The 18164-nt window shown below is 66.0% G+C and carries 16 protein-coding genes and 1 pseudogene; 8 read left to right on the plus strand and 9 right to left on the minus strand.

The window, feature by feature from the left end; translation table 11 throughout:
* Positions 1-206 precede the first annotated feature (206 nt).
* From ACWEO7_RS04310 to ACWEO7_RS04320, 3 genes are all read right to left on the minus strand, one after another.
* On the minus strand, positions 207-1457 hold the full coding sequence (locus ACWEO7_RS04310) for a patatin-like phospholipase family protein (protein WP_452420664.1): 1251 nt from the start codon (positions 1455-1457) through the stop codon (positions 207-209).
* 797 nt (positions 1458-2254) lie between these two features.
* The gene (locus ACWEO7_RS04315; protein ID WP_452420666.1) at positions 2255-2782 is read right to left on the minus strand and encodes an SRPBCC family protein; all 528 of its coding nucleotides are present in this window, start codon (positions 2780-2782) and stop codon (positions 2255-2257) included.
* Positions 2779-3564 (minus strand): SDR family NAD(P)-dependent oxidoreductase, encoded by a 786-nt coding sequence (locus ACWEO7_RS04320; protein ID WP_452420669.1) that lies wholly within the window; start codon positions 3562-3564, stop codon positions 2779-2781. Before ACWEO7_RS04320 ends, ACWEO7_RS04315 begins: the two co-directional genes overlap by 4 nt.
* 79 nt (positions 3565-3643) lie before the next feature.
* Here ACWEO7_RS04320 and ACWEO7_RS04325 point away from each other — a divergent pair, with 79 nt between their 5' ends.
* Entirely contained in the window at positions 3644-4219 is a 576-nt protein-coding gene (locus ACWEO7_RS04325) for a TetR/AcrR family transcriptional regulator (RefSeq protein WP_452420671.1), read from the plus strand.
* Between the two features lie 701 nt (positions 4220-4920).
* Here the strand turns inward: ACWEO7_RS04325 and ACWEO7_RS04330 are convergent.
* Entirely contained in the window at positions 4921-5562 is a 642-nt protein-coding gene (locus ACWEO7_RS04330) for a hypothetical protein (protein WP_452420673.1), read from the minus strand.
* 938 nt (positions 5563-6500) lie between these two features.
* Between ACWEO7_RS04330 and ACWEO7_RS04335 the strand changes: the two genes are divergently transcribed.
* Positions 6501-6704 (plus strand): hypothetical protein, encoded by a 204-nt coding sequence (locus tag ACWEO7_RS04335; RefSeq protein WP_039798023.1) that lies wholly within the window; start codon positions 6501-6503, stop codon positions 6702-6704.
* Between the two features lie 475 nt (positions 6705-7179).
* On the opposite strand, the gene ACWEO7_RS04340 is transcribed toward ACWEO7_RS04335, so the two are convergent.
* From ACWEO7_RS04340 to ACWEO7_RS04360, 5 genes are all read right to left on the minus strand, one after another.
* Positions 7180-7965: an SDR family NAD(P)-dependent oxidoreductase gene (locus ACWEO7_RS04340; RefSeq protein WP_452420675.1), complete on the minus strand. Its 786-nt coding sequence runs from the start codon at positions 7963-7965 to the stop codon at positions 7180-7182.
* A 212-nt stretch (positions 7966-8177) separates the two neighbouring features.
* The gene (locus tag ACWEO7_RS04345) at positions 8178-9089 is read right to left on the minus strand and encodes an NAD(P)H-binding protein (protein ID WP_452420677.1); all 912 of its coding nucleotides are present in this window, start codon (positions 9087-9089) and stop codon (positions 8178-8180) included.
* A 9-nt stretch (positions 9090-9098) separates the two neighbouring features.
* Complete coding sequence (locus tag ACWEO7_RS04350) at positions 9099-9491, minus strand: hypothetical protein (protein ID WP_452420678.1); 393 nt, start codon at positions 9489-9491, stop codon at positions 9099-9101.
* Between the two features lie 390 nt (positions 9492-9881).
* Entirely contained in the window at positions 9882-10454 is a 573-nt protein-coding gene (locus tag ACWEO7_RS04355) for an NADPH-dependent FMN reductase (RefSeq protein WP_039796448.1), read from the minus strand.
* Positions 10455-10884: 430 nt separating this feature from the next.
* Entirely contained in the window at positions 10885-11778 is an 894-nt protein-coding gene (locus tag ACWEO7_RS04360; protein ID WP_452420680.1) for a zinc-dependent alcohol dehydrogenase family protein, read from the minus strand.
* Between the two features lie 681 nt (positions 11779-12459).
* On the opposite strand from ACWEO7_RS04360, the gene ACWEO7_RS04365 reads away from it, so the two are divergent.
* The 6 genes and pseudogenes from ACWEO7_RS04365 (at position 12460) to mhpA (ending at position 17602) form a co-directional block, all read left to right on the plus strand.
* Positions 12460-12588 (plus strand): hypothetical protein, encoded by a 129-nt coding sequence (locus ACWEO7_RS04365; RefSeq protein WP_452420681.1) that lies wholly within the window; start codon positions 12460-12462, stop codon positions 12586-12588.
* Between the two features lie 428 nt (positions 12589-13016).
* On the plus strand, positions 13017-14150 hold the full coding sequence (locus ACWEO7_RS04370) for a VOC family protein (RefSeq protein ID WP_452420683.1): 1134 nt from the start codon (positions 13017-13019) through the stop codon (positions 14148-14150).
* Positions 14147-15085 (plus strand): fumarylacetoacetate hydrolase family protein, encoded by a 939-nt coding sequence (locus tag ACWEO7_RS04375; protein ID WP_452420684.1) that lies wholly within the window; start codon positions 14147-14149, stop codon positions 15083-15085. Before ACWEO7_RS04370 ends, ACWEO7_RS04375 begins: the two co-directional genes overlap by 4 nt.
* Positions 15082-15462, plus strand: a pseudogene (locus ACWEO7_RS04380) (AMP-binding protein); the annotation flags it as partial. The gene ACWEO7_RS04375 and the pseudogene ACWEO7_RS04380, both read left to right, overlap by 4 nt.
* A 254-nt stretch (positions 15463-15716) precedes the next feature.
* Positions 15717-16070: a DoxX family protein gene (locus ACWEO7_RS04385; protein WP_452420685.1), complete on the plus strand. Its 354-nt coding sequence runs from the start codon at positions 15717-15719 to the stop codon at positions 16068-16070.
* On the plus strand, positions 16067-17602 hold the full coding sequence (gene mhpA, locus ACWEO7_RS04390; RefSeq protein WP_452420687.1) for a bifunctional 3-(3-hydroxy-phenyl)propionate/3-hydroxycinnamic acid hydroxylase MhpA: 1536 nt from the start codon (positions 16067-16069) through the stop codon (positions 17600-17602). Before ACWEO7_RS04385 ends, mhpA begins: the two co-directional genes overlap by 4 nt.
* Positions 17603-18164: the final 562 nt, after the last annotated feature.

Below are 18164 nucleotides of genomic sequence, written 5' to 3' on the forward strand. Positions count from 1 at the left end.
GGAACACCGGCGGTGATGATCATCCCGGGCTCGGAGCCTGCGCAGGTTCTTGATCAATTCTCCGATCTGAGCCAACGAAGGATTCCCCGCCGGCTCGAGCGGATGACACGTGTAGTTTGTCTTTCGGTCTCGACGCGCTCCCGGAGTCCCCCCTGCTGCTCGACGACATCGCCCTCGAGGCCAGCGACCCAGCTCGCAGTGTCTCATCATTTTGCGGTCGTGAGTGGTTGTCGTGGTCCGATCCGCCAGGGCAGCTGCTGTGCCGGGACCGCGGCGAAGGCGGTGTCGGCGTCGCGCTGACCGAGTTCGATGGATGCTTCGATGAATTCAGGGTCGAAGCACAGGTAGCTGAACAGGTCGCCGCGGCGGGGGCCGTCCCCGCCCAGTACGCGGCCCAGCAGCCGTAACTCCGCTTGACGCAGTGTGGGCACGATGCCGCCGCGCCGGTGGCGTTGGGTGGCGAATACTTCTTCGGCGAGGGTGCCGAGGGTCGCTCGCGCTGGTGGGGTGATGGCAAGGAAGGGGATGACCTGTCGTGCTCGCCCGGTCGTGGTGGCGGGCTCGGTGGTGTCGACCAGCGTGTTGACTTTCGCGAGCGTGCGCAAATCCTCGATCATCCGATCGACCAGAGCGGCGTCCATCAGCCGCACGATGACGTCGTCCACATCCGGCGGCGGGTCGTTGCCGGGTGCCGACGCGGTGGCGTCGACGTCGGCGACGGGGTGGGTCGCCACGACGGCGATCGCGTCGGTGCCCAGCGCGATCGCGGGTTTCAGCGGTGCGTTGAGTCGTACCCCGCCGTCCAGATACCACCCGGCCCACGGTGGCGGGTCGCTGATGCGCACCGGTGGGAACACGATCGGAATCGCCGCCGACGCGAGCACATGCTCGGCCGTGATAGCGGCGGACACGTAATCGATCGGCCGTTCATCGTCGGATGGTGGCAGCGGCGCGGTGTCGGCGTGGTCGACGAACACGACGCTGCGGTTGTCCGCGCCGGATGTCGCGACCACCGCGAGCGCGGTACGTTTCTGGGCGATGTTGCTGCGTAGCTGATCCCAATCGATGACGGTCCGGGCCGTGCGGTACAGCGGAGCGGTGTCGAGCAGATGGGTCAGTGCCGCTCCCGGTATGCGCAGCAACTGGCCGGTGGCGCGGCCGGCGAGGCGAGGGAATGCGATGGTCGGGGACCGGAACACGTCGCCGACGGTGATGTCGCGCCACACCCGCAGTGCCTGTTGCGCTTGGTCGTCCGGCGGCAAATGCGCCAGGGCGGCGAAGATCGTCGCGTTGATGGCACCAGCGCTCGTACCGAGGAACCGCACCGATTCCACGCCGGCACGGTATAGGCGCGGCACCAGCACCGATAGCACTCCGGCCTCATAGCCGCCGCGGGCTCCTGCGCCCGCCACCACGATGCTCACCCGGCGGGGTGGGGCGTCAGACCATTTGTTCATCAGTGAAGTTCCTTCACGCAGTTGAAGTGAGTTCCTTCACCGGTCTCACCTACGCCCAGGAGGGACGGCGCTATCTCCCGACTCGAGTGGGCGGCCTGTTCAGGATTACAACCGGTCTTCGGCAACTCTGCCGCAAACCGCAGGGAGGGCGGGAGAGAACACGCCGAGATCGACTCATCGATACAGGGTTGCGGGCACGAGGAAACTGTCGAGGCAGGAGTCGTCGGCGGCCCGGCAGATGCCGGTCGGGAAGTCGGCCGGCGCGCGGTAGCCGGGTGGGGCGTCCACCGCGATTTCGTCGCGGCGCAGCCGACGACATCGTCACGCCCTGCGAACCGAGCGCACTTGCCGTCGCCACACTGGTGGCACGCCATGGTCACTGGCCGCGAGGGGTTGTTCTGGCACACTGTGGCCGGTGGCTGCGCAACGGACATGGCTGGGCGGCAGGGTCGATGTGTTCATGGCCTTTTCCGACCCGTCCGAGTAGTGCTACGTGTCGTAGGACCTTTACCCGACGGGTTGATGTATCGTCCGCATAACCGATCCAGGTCCGGGTGTTCACAACGTTACGCGGAGGGCGAGTGGCAGGTCGGCCGCTTCTAGTCCACCACGACGTGGCCCTCATCCAACCGTAACGACGCCCGGGCACGGCGGAACCCGTGACGTTGATGTTTCGTGGGGCCCAGGCCCGCGAACCGGCATCCGGATCGGCCGGGCTCACCATTTTCCTTGGCGATCTCCCGCAGCGCGTCCTTCTCCAACTCCGCGTCGGCCAACCGGCCGACGCGGCTGTGTCTTCATGGACCTGCGGGCGGCTGGTTCGATGGTCGATCAGGGTGCGCGCAGGCGAATCGGGCGAGTCCAGCGGCAAAGGAGTCGAACATCGGCTCGAAAATGCGTCGCACCACGAGGGATTCGATCGGGCGCAGAACCGGTGCCGGGTCCAGGTGTACCTGCCAGACCAGGCGGCAGCGGTCGGGTCCGACCGGATCCAAGGTGATGTCCTCGATCATTGTGCGGGCCAACGGGATCGACATGGCGTCGGCGGAGAACATGAATCGGGCGCCGGGCTCCCAGGCCAGGAAACGTTCGCGCACGGTGATCCAGCGCAAGTGGATGTCGCGGATCGTTCCCACGTCATGCGGGGCACTTCCGTACCAGGTAGTGGTCCGGTATCCGGCGGCCCACTCCAGTTGCCCTTCGCCGGTGGCGAGTATGTCGAAGGTGCGCTGCGCCGATGCCGTCACGATACGTTCGGTGCGCAGGTGGCAGCGCATCGCAGAGATGTCATCGAGGCTGCTCGGCCGCAGCGCGTACATCGTCATTTCGCGGCGACCAATCTACGGGTCAGGCGAATCGTGGTGCGGCGCGGCAGGTACCGCGGCAGACGCGCGGACACCGCGTTCGCCAGTCCGGATACCACGCTCGGCCGGGGCGCGTGGCGGTCCAGTTCGCGGAGTGCCGTGTCCACCACCTGCTCCGATGTCTGCCTTCGGCCGACGCTGGCGGCCTCGCCCGCGACATCGAAGAACTCGGTGTCGGTAGCACCCGGGCACACGGCGAGGGCGGTGACGCCACTGCCTTCGAGTTCGCCCCACAGCGCCTCGGTGAACGACAGCACGAACGCCTTCGTCGCCCCATAGACGGCCATGAACGGGATCGGTTGGAACGCCGCGGTGGAGGCGATGTTGATCACCGCTCCGTCGCCGCGCCGAATCATGTCCGGCAGTACCGCCCGGGTCAGTTCCGCGACGGCGGTGATGTTGACCGCGATCTCCTCGCGCGTTCGCGCCGAGTCGTGGTCGACGAGCGGTCCGTGGGTTGCGAAACCGGCATTGTTGACCAGCAGGTCGATCGGGTTGGCGTCCGCGCTCAGCACGTCGGCGAGTCGCTCGACGTCCGTGGGGATCGAAAGGTCGGCGGTGACGACCCGAGCCCGAATGCCGAAGGTGCGTTCGAGGTCTGTCGCCAGCTTGCGCAGCCGATCCTCGCGCCTGGCCACCAAGATCAGGTCGCAACGTCTTTCGGCCAAGGCTGTGGCGAACGCCGCGCCGATCCCGCTGCTGGCACCGGTCACGACCGCGGTCGCGCCTTCCCAGTTCCTCATGTTCGCCTCCCGAAGATGAACAGGTGTTAAGCTAGCAATACTTAACAGCTGTTCAGTGATCCTTGTCAAGGGAGGCTCGATGACCGATACACGCCAACGACGAGTACGTGGAGAGGGCGAGCGGCTGCGCGCGGAGTTGGTTGCCGCCGCGATCGAACTGCTGTTGGAACCGCAGGCGTTGCCGACGCCGTCGCTGCGGGCCATCGCCCGGGCCTGCGGCGTCGCGCCCAGCGCGGTTTACATGCACTTCCCGTCTCAGGACGCGCTGAACTACGCCGTGACCGAGGAACTGTTCGGTCGGCTGCGGCACGCGCTGGATGCCGCAGTCCCTGCGGACAGCACTCGTGCCGACCGACTGCGCTCGTTGGTCGATGCCTATCTCACCTGGGCCGAGAACCATCCGGGCGCCTACCAATTGCTGTTCGAGCGCCCCGATCCCCCGACCGAGTTCGGCACCGGGCCAGGGCTGGATCTGCTGGACCGTCTCACCGATCTGTTACCCACCGCCGAGAAATCCCCGGATCTCGCGCTGCGTGTGTGGTGCGCCCTGCACGGCGTGGTTTCGCTGCGTATCCACAAACCTACGGCCCCCTGGACATCGGAACCGCATTCCGACGCATGGGCTGTCGTCGCAGCCCTCGCCGACCTACCGTGAGCTCTCGGCCGGGGTCGGCGATACCACAGGAGATTTCCCTTCTCGGAATGTCCATCGGGCGCGCTACGGGGATGGACGGCGCTGCTCGTTCCGATGGCGCTCAGCGCCGATCCGTTTGTGCTGCGTGTTGGTGTGGTGCCGGCGGCGTGGGGGTCGTTGCGCGCGGACCCGCTGCGCGCCGACGGGCGCTTCTCGACCGCACTCGATGAGGCGACCTGGGCTTTGTACGCTCCGGGACTCGGCGATCGCAAAGGCTGCAATGGAACGGTCCGTGCGTACCGAGTTCACCGAGACTATGGGGGACGGACGACAGCGACGAAAGAGGAAGCCAGCCTGAGGATCGCCTGGAACTGGTGAGCGCCCAGATCTAGAGGCGTGGCGATGCGTACACGAACTGTAGGTCATCAACGCGCAGCTGACCAGCATCGGCGCGGCAACTCGCCGACGAGGCGTTGCCGGCTGTCGAGTGGGTCTTCACCGCGGATCGGCTGAACCGGTTGGGCGACTCGCATCGCGCGTGGGCAGGATGCGTTCTGGCTGGCTGCGGTGCGGGATTCGTCGGGAAGCGTTCCTGAGCCCCTACCTCGATCGGAGGACCTCCGACACGCGTGACCCGACCATATTGTGTGCCAACGGTGCTGCGTAGCAACGTGGCGGATGGAACGCCGCGGCCACCGTTTTCGGCAACGTTGGAGGTGAGGTCAGCTGCGATACAGCCCGGGTTTGTTCGGTCGCGGCCCCGGTGTGGCATCGGCACGGGGGGCGGGTTCCGCAGGGCCCGGCGCGTCGGCTACGCGGCGCCGACTGTCGGCCTCGGCGGCTCTGGTGTCGACCTCGCGTCGCGCGAAGGCGATATCGCGTGCGCTGCGCACGGACAATCGGCCGAGTGAGGTCGCGGCGAAGAACAGGATCAGCGCTCCGAGACCATAGAAGTAGGCCAATTGCAGCAGGGCCCGTTTCAGATCGGACGTGGCGACGGGTTCGCCGACATCCCCGATTTTCAGGGTGTCCGCCAGTATCGGCCCGATGACGAACCAGAAGCCCGCTGCCGCTGCCAGCCACGCGCCGAAGCTGGCCACGAGCCGGTTGCGGCTGGCCAGCATGAGCAATCCGCCGATGATCGCGGCGACGCCGGGCAATACCTGGAGCCACCCGCGCGCCGCCGTCCACACCCACGGGTCGTCCGGAGTGAACGCGAAGTCGAAGTAGGGTCCGATGAACGGGATCAGCGCACCCCACAAGCCCAGCAGTAGCACCGCGAGCCCGCCGAGGGCTCCTCGGCTACGGGGAATTCGAAGGCGACGGCCGTGGTCTGTGTGAACGGTGTCGTCGACGTCTCTCATGACGCCTCCATTCGTCGAAGTAGGTGCATATGCGGCCTACCCTTTGCGCACCGCCATACGCACGGAAACGCGTGCGGGTCCGCTGCCTGCGGTGATCGGCGGTTTCGAAGGCCATCGGCGGCCGCACGGATGATGTGACCGGCCGACCCGATCCCTTTCATCGGAGGATCGCCGTGGTCAGCCGCGTTCCTGACCGTGATTTCCGGCGGCCTCGCGTTCGGCGACGTACTGCTCGCGCCACCGCTCGACGAGCGGAGCCAGTTCGAACGCCGGTGGTCGTTCGCCCCGGCGGCCGAGGTTGCGGCGGTGTCCGGCTTGATCGGCCGGGACCGGGATCGTGGCAGTGATCTCCCGCTCGCGCAGGCCGGTGCGAGTGGTGGCCGAGTCGGCTGCGGACCTGGACCGCAGATGGAAACTGGCAATCGCATCCCTCGACGCGACAGGCGCGACGACGGCACCGAGTCCGGTTCGTCGGGGCTGAACGCGACGACCAGGCCGCACTCCGCGCAGCCAAGGTCTCACGCGGGGCCGTCCACCGGAATTCGACCCGACGCCTGTCGGCAGCGCAATGTCGTCGAGCGATGCTTCAACCGGCTCGAGCAGTTCCGCGACCTGTCCACCAGCCACCGCACTGGGCGGCGGCTAGGCCCTCGCACGTGCCGTCGATGATCAACACGGGCGGATGCATTCGGCGAAGGAAGTCGGTCTATGTGGAGGCCGTTCAGAATTGACGCGTGTCTGCGGAATTCGGCTCAGCACGTCTAGCGTGTGCTGGTGAGTCGCAGCTGGTCGCAGTGAGTTTCTGGTGTGGAGGCTTTTGCTACCGGGGCGCCGAGACAAGGGGGCGGCCGTTTACAGCGGCGCGGTGGTGCTATTCGGTGAAGGACACGACATAGTGCCTCGACAACGGCTTAGACCAGACGATCAAGGAGGTTGACGTGGCCGAGAAGAGTTACCGCTCCGCCGATACCGGCGAATACGTGAGCGAGGAGACCGCAGCGGAGAACCCGAAGACCACCCTCGGTGAGGATGAGCCTCACGACGGGGACAATCGGCGCGACCGCTCAGCAATTACTGGGCATTTCGTCAAGCCTGACACCAGCCGCCGTCACCCCGACACCACCGTGACCGAGAACGGATGACGCATCGAGTCGCGCCACAGTTACGCGGCGGCGGCCAGTCCGGCAGCCGATGGGAACTGCTCCGCGACAACGGCGTTCGATGTCTTGGCGCTGTCGCGGCTCGCGGTGACCAAGCGGTGGCCTTCGCGACTGAAGACCCGCAGTGCATACAGGACTCTCGTGCTTCTTCACTATCGCTGGGGCGGCAGGACCCGCGAAATTCCATACCGCCACCCGGCCCTCGTTACCGCCAGCCACCAGGGACCCTCCATCCGGTCCGAAATCCGCGGCGCACACTCCTTCTGGACGGCCGGACAGAACCGCGCCCGGCCCCGGGGAGAGGGTCGGCCACGTTCCACAGGCGGATCGCGCCGTCGGGAGCTCCGACGGCCAGCATGCGCAGGACCGGTGGCTTGTCCGGGCGGGAGGCACCTCGTCGGGGTCGAGTCCGCGGTCGATGCCTGCCGCGGAGCGGGTCGTTTGTGACTGGTCGGTCTCAAATCGTGGTCACGAAGCCGCCGTCGATCCTCAGATCGGATCCGGTGATGTTCGCGGACCGGTCGCTGGCCAGGAATACGACCAGGTCGGCAACCTCATCCGGAGTGGTGAACCGGCCCATGGCGGCAGCACCGGCTGTCGCGGACCGCACCTGTTCCGGAGTCTGACCGCTGGCGTCGGCGATCGTGTCGGCCACCCCACCTTCGTCCAGCCACAGCCCTGTCGTCACGGGCCCGGGGCTGATGGAGTTGACGCGAATATTCTTCGGCCCCAATTCCTTCGACAATGCCTTGCCGAAATTGGTGACGGCGGCCTTGGTGGCGCAGTAGTCGTAGATGCCGGGGTCCGGATAGTACGCATTGACCGATCCGACAATGACGATCGATCCACCGCCACGGCGATACATCTGTGGCAGCGCGGCGCGGGTCGGCCGCACAGTCCCCATCACATTGAGATCCCAGGACGCCTGCCACTGGTCGTCGGTAACGCGGGCGATACCGCCCGGTTGGACAGTAACCGCGCCGACGTTGTTGACCAATACATCGATGCCACCGTGATCCGCCGCAGCCGCGATCAGGTCATCCGCGCCGCCGGGCAGCGACAAATCGGCGGATACAAAAGTCACTTTCCCGGCATCCACCAGCGCTCCGAGACCGGCTCCTCGGCTGCGTGATCCGGCCACCACGTAGGCACCGGCGTCCACCAGCGCCTGGCTGATCGCGAGTCCGATACCTTTGCTGGCGCCGGTCACCACGGCGACCTTGCCCGACAGGTGTAGATCCATACGTTTCTCCCATCGCCAGCTCGGTTTGTGACTCCGAAGACGCTACGCCCGGCTCAGCTCTCTGCCTTGTCGAAGGCATACGGACTCTCCGAAATGCTTTCCATCGGCGTTTTCCGCCGCGTCTGTGAAATCATCACCGAGCCCCCATGAATCCTGGGCCGTGAACGTGGTCGCCGTCCCGAGCATCCGCACGACCCCGCACCCGACGAGCACTACGAGAACAACTCCGTGTGTTCGGCGATGTACCGCCCAACCGTGGATGGTGGCTGTCCTGTGATCTTCTCGACGTCGTCGGTGGCTCGGTCGTAGCGCCCAGCGCGGTGCAGCAGTGCCATGGTGGCCAGGTGCTGCTCGACGTGCGGGGGCAGACCTCGGGGCTCGAGGACCTGCTCGACCCAGGTTTCCTGGGGAATGTCGGTGCCGCGGATCGGCCGGTGTAGTCCCAGGGTGTACTCGGCGGCCAGGCCATCGATGTCCAAGCTCTGCGGACCGGTCAATTCGTAGACGTCGCCGATGCGGTGAGCGGGATCTGCGAGTACTGCCGCAACCGTGCGTGCCACGTCGCTGGTCGCTATCGGTGACGTTCGACCCGTTCCGAAGGGGAGGGCCAGTACGTTTCGCTCGCGCAGCGACGGTGCCGCTAATCCGGTGAAGATCGGATTGTCGAGAAACACCGTCGGCCTGATGTGCACGGCCGGCACGCCCGACCAGTTCACGACGTGCTCGGCGAGATAATGCAACCGATGCTGGCGAGACTCGCCCACACTGGTCAGCGTCATTTGAGAGACGGTCATCTGAGACATGTTCACGACCACCTCGAGCTGGCCGTATGCCAATGCGGCGTCGCAGACGACCACCGTCGCCTGCAGGTAGCTCGGCGAAACCCCCATCGAAAAGAACATGCGATCAGCACCGGTCATCGCGTCGAGCACATCTCGCGGCTCGGTCAAATCGCCGACGACGACTTCAGCGCCCAGCGCACGCAGCGGCTCGGCTCGGGCGTCGTCGTGGTGCACCAACGCGCGAACGCGCTCCCCCCGTTCCCGCAATCGCTCGATTACCTGCCTGCTCACGCCACCGGTGCCACCACCCGCCCCGGTGATCAAGTACAAGCGCGCACTCATGCTCGCTCCTCACGGTGTGTTTTCCCAATGCTCGGCCAGGGGAGTGCCGGCGAACCGCTCGAGCATCACACGGGACAACAGCAGCACCGAGCTACGTGGCCGGTGGTTCACCACGAGGCGCTGGGCCTTTCCGGCGGCGTCGAAGGTGACCAGAACAATGACGTGAATCGGCACGCCGCGGACCGATGAGGTGTAGTCCTCGAGAAAACTGTTCTCGCCGCATGACCCGGCGTAGTGGAAATCTTGAAACTCGTATATTTCACGGGCGGCGACCACGACTTCATGGACGGCTTGCGCGCCTTGTATGACGCCGTCCCACGCCGCGCCTTCCCCGGTTACATCGTCGGCGAGATCGTCCAGCCACGCTGGATAATACGGCTTCCCCAGGTATGTCGATGTCACGCCGCGCCTCCCGTGGAATCCGGTAGCGAGCCGGCTCGCCGACACGCGCCCACGATGTAAGACCTAGGACCCGTGCAACTATATCGACCGGCAGCCCCGGTTGCGGAAAGCCACGTGCGGCACCGCGTCGATGATGCCGCCGAGAACTTCCCGGCGGCGACGGTGCTCTGACGGCCGACCTGTGCCGCTGCTGACCGTTCTGGAGCGCCGGTCCGACGGCGCCATCCGGCTGTACTGGGCAAGCGATCCGGCCACTACGCCTCCGGTTCCGGCGATGGTGAGTCCGACACTCGCCCGCGAACTGGTGACGACGCTGACGGAGTTCGCGGATATTGTGGCGATTCGGCGCTGGCGGAGGCGACCCGCTTGCCACGGGCCGGGCAGATCGGGTCAGCCGAGTTGGGGGACCACGCTGTGCACGCGGGTGATGAAAGTGGCGAAATCCGCCATGAACCGGGTGAGAAATCGCTTCGTCGAGTCGTCGAGGACATCCCCATCAGGGGTGAAGACGTCCGGGTGGAATTGGATGTAGGCCTCAGGGGAATTCATCTGCGGGGAATTGCAATAGCCGAGCACGCTGCGCAGACTGAGCTGAGCGAGCGCGGTGCCGAGCTTGCCCGGCGAGGCGCCGATGACGGCGGACGGCTTGAGCGCGAACGAGTTGTCGCCCCATGGGCGGCTGGCCCAGTCGATGGCGTTCTTCAGCGCTCCCGGGATCGAGCGGTTGTATTCCGGCGTCACGAACAGCACAGCGTCGACAGCGGCGATGGCCGCCTTGAGTGCGCGGCCCTCCGGCGGGTAGTCGACGTCGTAGTCGCGGTTGTACAGCGGCAGATCCTTGATCGGAATCTCGGTGAACGACAACCGGGTTGGCGCCAGTCGGATCAGGGCCTTGGACAGGATCCGGTTGGCGGATTCCCTGGAAAGACTGCCGACGATGTAGCCGACCGTGTAGGTACTCACGCGTTGCCTCCTGACCAGAGGTGCCCGGTGCTGTACGAAGCGCCGAGCGTCGTCGACGCGCGGCGGTTTCACGAGACTGCACGGACAACGTAGCACTTCACAGCGGTCGCGGCGCCCGAGAAACGGACGCCGCCGCTGGGCGGCGGTGTACCGGCTGACCCGACAACAACATTCAGCCTGGAAAGTCATGTCCTTCGACGGTGCGTCGCCTTGACCCCACACAACATCGATTGCCGTGAGTAACTTTCTCTGTATCACCCGATCGAACCGGGTTTGCGCCGGGCGAACCGACCGGATGCCACCTGCTCGACACCTACGACGTCGAGCGAATGAATGCTCGCTGCCATGTGACGCAGTCGGTCTCGCCCTCCGGGCGACCGACCTCGCATCGAGGCCAGAGCAGATGGGCGTATCTGTTCAGGACGGCGTCTTACCCGCCGTCGTCGCCCCGGCCTCGTTCGAAGACGAGGAGGGGTTTGGCGCCATGTGCGGGTGTTTCGGCGAGCGAGACGGCTTCGGTGAAGTGTTCGAGCGGGAACGGTCGGCCTCGGGGGATGTGCAGCACTTCCTCAGCGACCAGACTGCGAACCCGGGAGAGCGCGTGCAGCGCATCCTGTGGTGCGGTAGCGCGAAACCAGTGGTAGAGCCAGAAGCCACGGACCACTTTGGTTTCGTAGATGATCGAGCGTGCCAGCAGCGGGATCGTCAGCGCTGCCGGGTCGGCTCGGCGGTGGGTGGAGAGCGCGCCGTAGACCACGACCTCTCCGCCGGGGGCCAATGCCTGGGATACCTGGGCACCTACCTCGCCCGCGACACAGTCGATGGCCTTGCGCACCCCGGCCGGTCCTGCGATTTCGGCGACACGCTGCAATAGGTCCTCATCCGCGGTGCAGATGACCTCCTCGCCACCGAGCGTCTTGATCTCCTCGACGGCCTCGCGTCTCCGCACGACGTTGATCGTCCGAATACCCAGATGTCCGGCCAGTTGAATGACGAGCCGGCCGACGGTGGAGCCCGCGGCCGTCTGCAACATCCATTCACCCGGCCGTACGTCGAGTTCGTGAGTCACCAGTAGCAGCGCGGTCAACGGATTGACCGCGAGCTGGCAGGCACTGGAATCGCTCAGATGGCCGGGGACCGGCAGAAGCCTTCGCGTATCGGCGACAAGGTATTCCTGCCACGTGCCGGTCACACCGACGGTCACCACGCGCTCACCGATCTGCAGCCCCTCGGTATCCGGGCCCAGAGCCTCGATTCGGCCCACGCATTCCATACCCACCACGGTGGGAAACTCGGGGGCGAAACCGTAGCGGCCACGCAGCATGTGCAGATCGCTGGCGTGGATAGGTGTCGCTTGCACGCGGATCAACGCCTGACCGGCTTCCGGCGTGGGAACGGGCCGTGACTCCAGGCGCAGGACGTCGGTTGGCTCGCCGATTCTTCCGGCTACGAGCGCGCGCATGGAGTGTGGCATGAGCGAACCTTCGGCTCTCGGCGCCCGACCAACTCGGGCGTTCTGGACAGGAACGTTGCCGGTGTCGACGTCGGCGACTGGGCTCCGGACCTTTATTTTCGATGGAGCAGACCCGTGCGCACGTTGCCGTCGGCGTCCGGTCCGTGCAGGCCGATGATCGCCCGCTCACACCGGCCGATTACCGGCCGTTTCGCCTCTACCGCCGCAGGTATGACGCCAGAAGTTACCCCACAGCAACTGTGCTGGACGGTCGACTCGCCGATCCGATGGCCGCAAGACGAAACGACAATAGCCCGAATGCGCGGCTCGCTGATCGGTTCCAAGGTTGACATCCAAGCTCGAGGCGGAGGGGCACTCTGTTCGCCTTCCACCCGCTATTGTCCAACCGATGGCGGCCGACGATGTTGCCGAGGGGGTAAGCCGCACCACGCTCGGCCAGCCCGTCAACGGGGTCGTGCAGATTGCCGGACCAGACAGTTCGCCCTCGACGACTTCGTCCGCACCGGTCTTGCTCTCGGAACGACTCGCGGCATGTTGTCACCGATCCCCGTCGGGCAGGTCACCGGCGAAGGAAGTATGGAACTCGGCCCGGTCCAGGAACAGGTAGCCCTCGACCGGCGGCAGGATCGGCGGTTGCGGGCCGTCCTGCGGGAAACCTGACAGCAGGGTGTTGACCGATTCGTCCTTGTCGGGGCGAAAGCGGCCACCGAACGCGGATGATCGATAGCACCGGCCGATCCTCGCGACTGCTGCGTGTGATCGATCCCGACGATTGTGCCCGCGCCATCGTGACCGCCGTAACGGCGTAACCGGTTCGAGGCGTGGGCACCCGCCGACCAACAGATCGGCGTCCGGCTCGGCTACCTGGTGCCGCGAGCCATCCGAGAGCGCGTTCTGCTCGCGCTCGGTGTGGACTCGATCGCCTGCGGTCTCGACGACTCGGCGACGACATAATTCGCGCCGGGTCAGCGGGCTACTCGCCCGCCATCGGAGCGTTCCGGGTCAATACTGACGAAAATGTCAGATCCTATTGACTGAGTGCTTGCTCGTGAGTGACGATATCGTCAGCATCTGGAAGGGAGTAGTCGATGAGCGGCCATCACGGTGTGCACAGCGGTCTGCACAGCGAGCAGGGTGCGTTGGCCGGCGAGCATCCCGGTCGTGCGCGCAATCCGGTGGTCAAAGTGCTGGATCTCGCCTGGCTGGAGTTCGAGAAGCCCGACCTGGACAGAGCGGAAACCTTCACGCACGCCTTCGGCTTCGCCACCGCGATGCGGACGGCCGACGAGGTGCGGCTGCGCGGAACCGACCCGGGCTCGCCCTGCGTGCTCATCCGCCGCGGGGATCGCACGCGATTCGTCGGTCCGGCCTACCGTGCGGCTGATCCTGCCGACCTACTGCGGCTGGCCGACGCGACCGGCGTGCGACCGGTGCTGCTGCCGGAGTCGCTGGGGGGAATGACCGTCGATCTCACCGACCCCAGTCGGCTGCGGGTACGGGTGGTCGCCGACACGCATGAGCTGGCGGCCTTGCCGGCGCAGCAGCCGCATGTATTCAATCTCGGGCACGAGGTTGTCCGCGTGAACGCCACCCAGCGACCGCCACGGGTGCCCGCGCGTGTGCGACGGCTCGGTCATGTCGTTTTACAAACAACGAAGTACCGGGAAACCCTCGATTGGTATCTTGCGACGCTGGGTCTGATTGTCAGCGATTTCCTCTACTACCCGGGTCAGCGTCAGCGCGGGCCGGTCATGAGCTTCATCCGCTGCGACCGGGGTTCGGTTCCGGCTGATCATCACACGCTCGCACTGACGCTGGGACCGTCCAACCGGTATGTGCACTCCGCGTATCAAGTGGCGGATCTGGACGCGCTCGCAGCGGGTGGCGAGTATCTGCGTGAGCAGGGCTACCACCGGTCGTGGGGGATCGGCCGCCATATCCAGGGCAGTCAGATCTTCGACTATTGGCGTGACCCCGACGGCTTCATGGTCGAACATTTCAGTGACGGGGACATGTTCGACTGCAGCCTCGAGCCCGGCTGGGCCCCGATGACGGCTTCCGGCCTGGCGCAGTGGGGCCCGCCGGCTACCAAAGACTTCCTCGGCATCAAGCCGGGAGGCGAATCTCTGCGTGAAGTATGCGCGATCGCCCACGCGCTGCGTGAGGACAACGAATTCGATCTACGCCGCCTGCGCGGCCTACTGAAAGTGACCAACTCATGAGCACATCCGTATTACGTACCGCCGACGCCTGGTGGGTGCGGACACCAGCGGGTGCCGCGCGTATCGACACCGCGGCGAGGACCACGCGAGAGCTGCTGGACGATCGCGCCGCGATCGCCGCGGCGGCCGTCAGCTCGGAAGGCATCGCTTTGGAGAGCCTCGAGTTGATCTCGCCGGTGACCGCACCGTGCCGCGTGGTAGCGCAGATGACGAACTTCGCGTCCCATGTGAAGGACTCCGGCATGGACCCCGAGACGGTGCCGCTGACGTTCTTCCGCAAGTCGTCCGGATCGATCAGCGGACCTCATGACGACGTCATCCGGCCCGCCCATGTGCAACTTCTCGACTACGAAGTGGAGATCGGCCTCGTCTTCGGACGCGAAATGCCGGTCGGGTCCGACATCACGGCGGAGAACCTCGCGGATTACGTCGCGGGCCTTGTCGTCACGAACGATATCTCGGCGCGCGACGTCCAGTTGCCGAAAACCCAGTTCTACGAGGCGAAGTCGTACCCGACGTTCACTCCTGTCGGCCCGGCGCTGGTTCTGCTGGACCACGATGAGCTGAAGCGGTTCGGGGATCTGCGGCTGCGACTGTCGGTCAATGGTCACGTGCGACAGGACATGACGGTCGCGGACATGATCTACCTGCCAGTCGAGACCCTGCGCGCGCTGACCCGCTTCCAGCGGATGGACGCGGGGGACCTCTTGCTCACCGGCACCCCTGTCGGCACCGCGATCAGCGCCCCGCCCAAGGCGGTGGAGATCATCGGTTCGCTGCTGCCGTCAAAGGTCAAATGGAAGATGTTCTTTCAGGGACAGGCCAAGAATCCGAAGTATCTGAAGGATGGCGACACCGTCGAGGCCGTGATCGGCACCGACGACGGAGCGATCGACCTGGGCCGCCAGCGCACGGTCGTGCGGTACGCCCGATGACCGACAATTCGACCCTCGAGACCTCGGCCAAGAAATTTCTCTGGCCCCGCTATGCCGGTCCGGAAGACTTGGCGGTGATCGAATCCGTGCCGCTCGCGGCGCGCGGCTTGCCGGAATCGACCTATGCCCTGCTCGTCCGCGCGGCGACGCTTCGGCCGGAACACAACGCATTCACCGTGCTTCCGGACGCGGCGCGCTGGCGAGAGCCGTTGCGACGCAGCTACGGCGAACTGCTCGCCGATGTCCACCGGTACGCGAACCTGCTGCACGAATTGGGCGTGCGCCGCACCGACGCGGTCGCGCTCATCGCACCCAATTGCGCGCAACTGATACCGGCCACCCTTGCCGCGCAGGCGGCGGGTATCGCCGCGCCGATAGAGACGGTCACGATCCTCGGCGCGCTGCCGGTCACCGATGTCGGCAAGCCCTACAAGCTCGGGCTTCGCGCCGACGCCACCCGCCGCGAACTGCTGGACGCACTCGCCGAGATCTGCGGAGTGGCCGGTATCGCCGCCGCGGTCGAGGACGGTGCGATCGTCGCGACGGTCGCGCTCGATGCCGACGCCGATCGGACAGCGACCGAAACCATCTTGGGACGCTATGCGATTAACTGGAAAGTCGAGGTGCGGTAGTGAAGATCGCGTCGACCGTGCTGGCCGGCATACTGGCGGCCGAATTCCTGTCCTTCGGGACGGCGAAGCTGGCCGCAGTCGCCGCGATGCGCAAACGCGCGGAGCACCTCGGCTACAGCATGGACTCCTATCGAGGGATCGGCGCTGTCGAGATCGTCGCGGCCGGTGGGGTGGTGCTCGGGCTGGTCCGCCCGTCGATCGGCATGGCGGCGGGGACCGGGCTGGTGCTGTTGATGGCCGGTGCCATCGTCAGCCACCTGCGAAATGGCGACGGTGTCGCAGAGATCGCCCCTGCGGCGGGTTCCGGTCTGGCCGCCGTCGCGTACGTCGTCGCTTTGGGTGTGTCTTCGTGAGTTCCGCGGCGATTCCGGTTGTGATCGTCGGCGCGGGTCCGGCCGGCCTTACCGCGGCCACGCTGCTGGCGCAGTACGGCGTCGAGTCGCTGCTGCTGGAGCGCTGGGAGGGGGTATACCCGCAGCCACGGGCGGTCCACCTCGACGGGGAGATCAGGCGGATCGTGGAACGATTGGGCATCGGCGACGAATTCGACGCCATTTCCCGGCCCGCGCTGGGGCTGCGCTTGGTGGATCCGAATCATCGAGTACTGGCGCAGTTCGATCGCGACCCGGCCGGTGGCCGCAACGGCCATCCGGAGGCGAACCTGTTCGACCAGCCGGAACTGGAAGCGATCCTGCGCACCAACCTGAGTCTCTACCCGGGCGTGACACTGCGGGGCGGCGCTGAGGTCACCGCTGTTACGGAGAGAATCGGCTGCGTCGAAGTGGATTTCGACGACAGGACCACCGGGAGGGCCGAGTCCGTTCGAGCGCGGTACGTCCTGGGTTGCGACGGGGCGAACAGTCTGGTGCGCGGTGCGATCGGCGGACGCATGCAGGATCTGCGATTCGACCAGCGGTGGCTGGTGGTCGACATTGCGACGACGGCCGACCTGGGTCATTGGGAGGGCGTACAACAGATCTGCGATCCGTCGCGAGCGGCCACCTTCATGCGCGTCGGAAGAACCCGATACCGGTGGGAATTCCGGTTGCACCCAGCTGAGACCGCGACCGACTATCGGGATCTCCTCCAGCTTCGGCCGTTGCTCGCCCCGTGGCTCGACGAAGCAGCCTACGAGCGATCCGAACTGGTGCGGGTCGCCGAGTACACCTTTCGTGCTCAGCTCGCCGACCGGTGGCGCAGTGGGCGAGTGTTCCTGCTGGGGGACGCCGCCCATCTCACCCCACCATTCATCGGGCAGGGGATGGGTGCGGGTTTGCGTGATGCCGCCAACCTCAGCTGGAAGCTGGCCGGAGTGCTGCGCGGTGAGCTGCCCGAGGAGGTGCTCGATACCTACGAAGCCGAGCGAAAACCACACGCACGGGCCATGATAAGGCTGGCCAAGTTCACCGGCCTGACGATGACCGAAGGCGGAGAACTGGGTAACCGCCTGCGTAACCTCATCGCACCCCGACTGCGCGTCGTGCCCGGCCTCACCGGCATGGTCACCAGCGGAGAGTCCCCGCCCCTCCGCCGTTCCTCGCTGGTGGAGGCGCCGCGGACGCGTAGACGTCTGTCCGGCCGGCTCGTCCCGAACGACCGCTTGGCCGACGGTCGGCGCGTGGACGACGTCGTCATAGGGCGATACGCCATCATCACCACGGCCGAATTATCGCCAGGTGATCAGTCGATCGTGAAACAACGCGGCGGTGTCGTGCTGCGCCCCGAGCCCCATACGGATCTGTACCGCTGGATTCGCCGCGGCCACGTGAGCGCGCTCCTGGTCCGGCCGGACGGCATCGTGCAGAGCTGCCGGGGAAACCTGCCTGCTCTGTGCGCGTCGCTCCCGCGGTTCGCGCCGAGTATTCCGCGGACACGTGCGAGCTGAGCGTCGCGGTCAAGGTGCGCTCGTGCTGCCCGGCGGGCGCAAGAATGGGGCCGCCGTCGCTTCGAGTGCGGTCAAGGAAGAGATCACGGTCGGATGACGCGGTCTGCGCTCCAACCTCACAGCGCGGGCACGCAGATGCGTGCCCACGCTTGTGCTGTCGGTGGAGCGGGCGTCTCTGTAATCGGTTCTCACAGTTGCATGAGATATGTGTCAATCCCGAATCCGGCGATGTGGAACGACCTCAGGTCGCGTGTCGGTGACGAGGATGGTGGCGCTGAAGTGCGGCGACCAGCGTGTCGGGCGAACCCCGAGCCCCGGTTGACGCAGTCCAGCGCTTCGGCTCGGTTGGTCCGACGCGTTGGGGATTGGCTGTCGTCGGGGACCAGCAGCGCATCGCGATGTGACCAGGGCGAACTGGCTCGATGTTCGGCTTCGCTTGCGGCGCAGTGTCGATTACGGACCCGCGACCAACGGGGCCGAGCTTTGCGAAATTGTTCGGCGGGACCAGCGGATGGGCGTATCCGTAGGTGTGACCGGCGCGGTTTTCAAACGTTCGGCAAGG

This window comes from Nocardia sp. NPDC004260 (genome assembly GCF_053603155.1).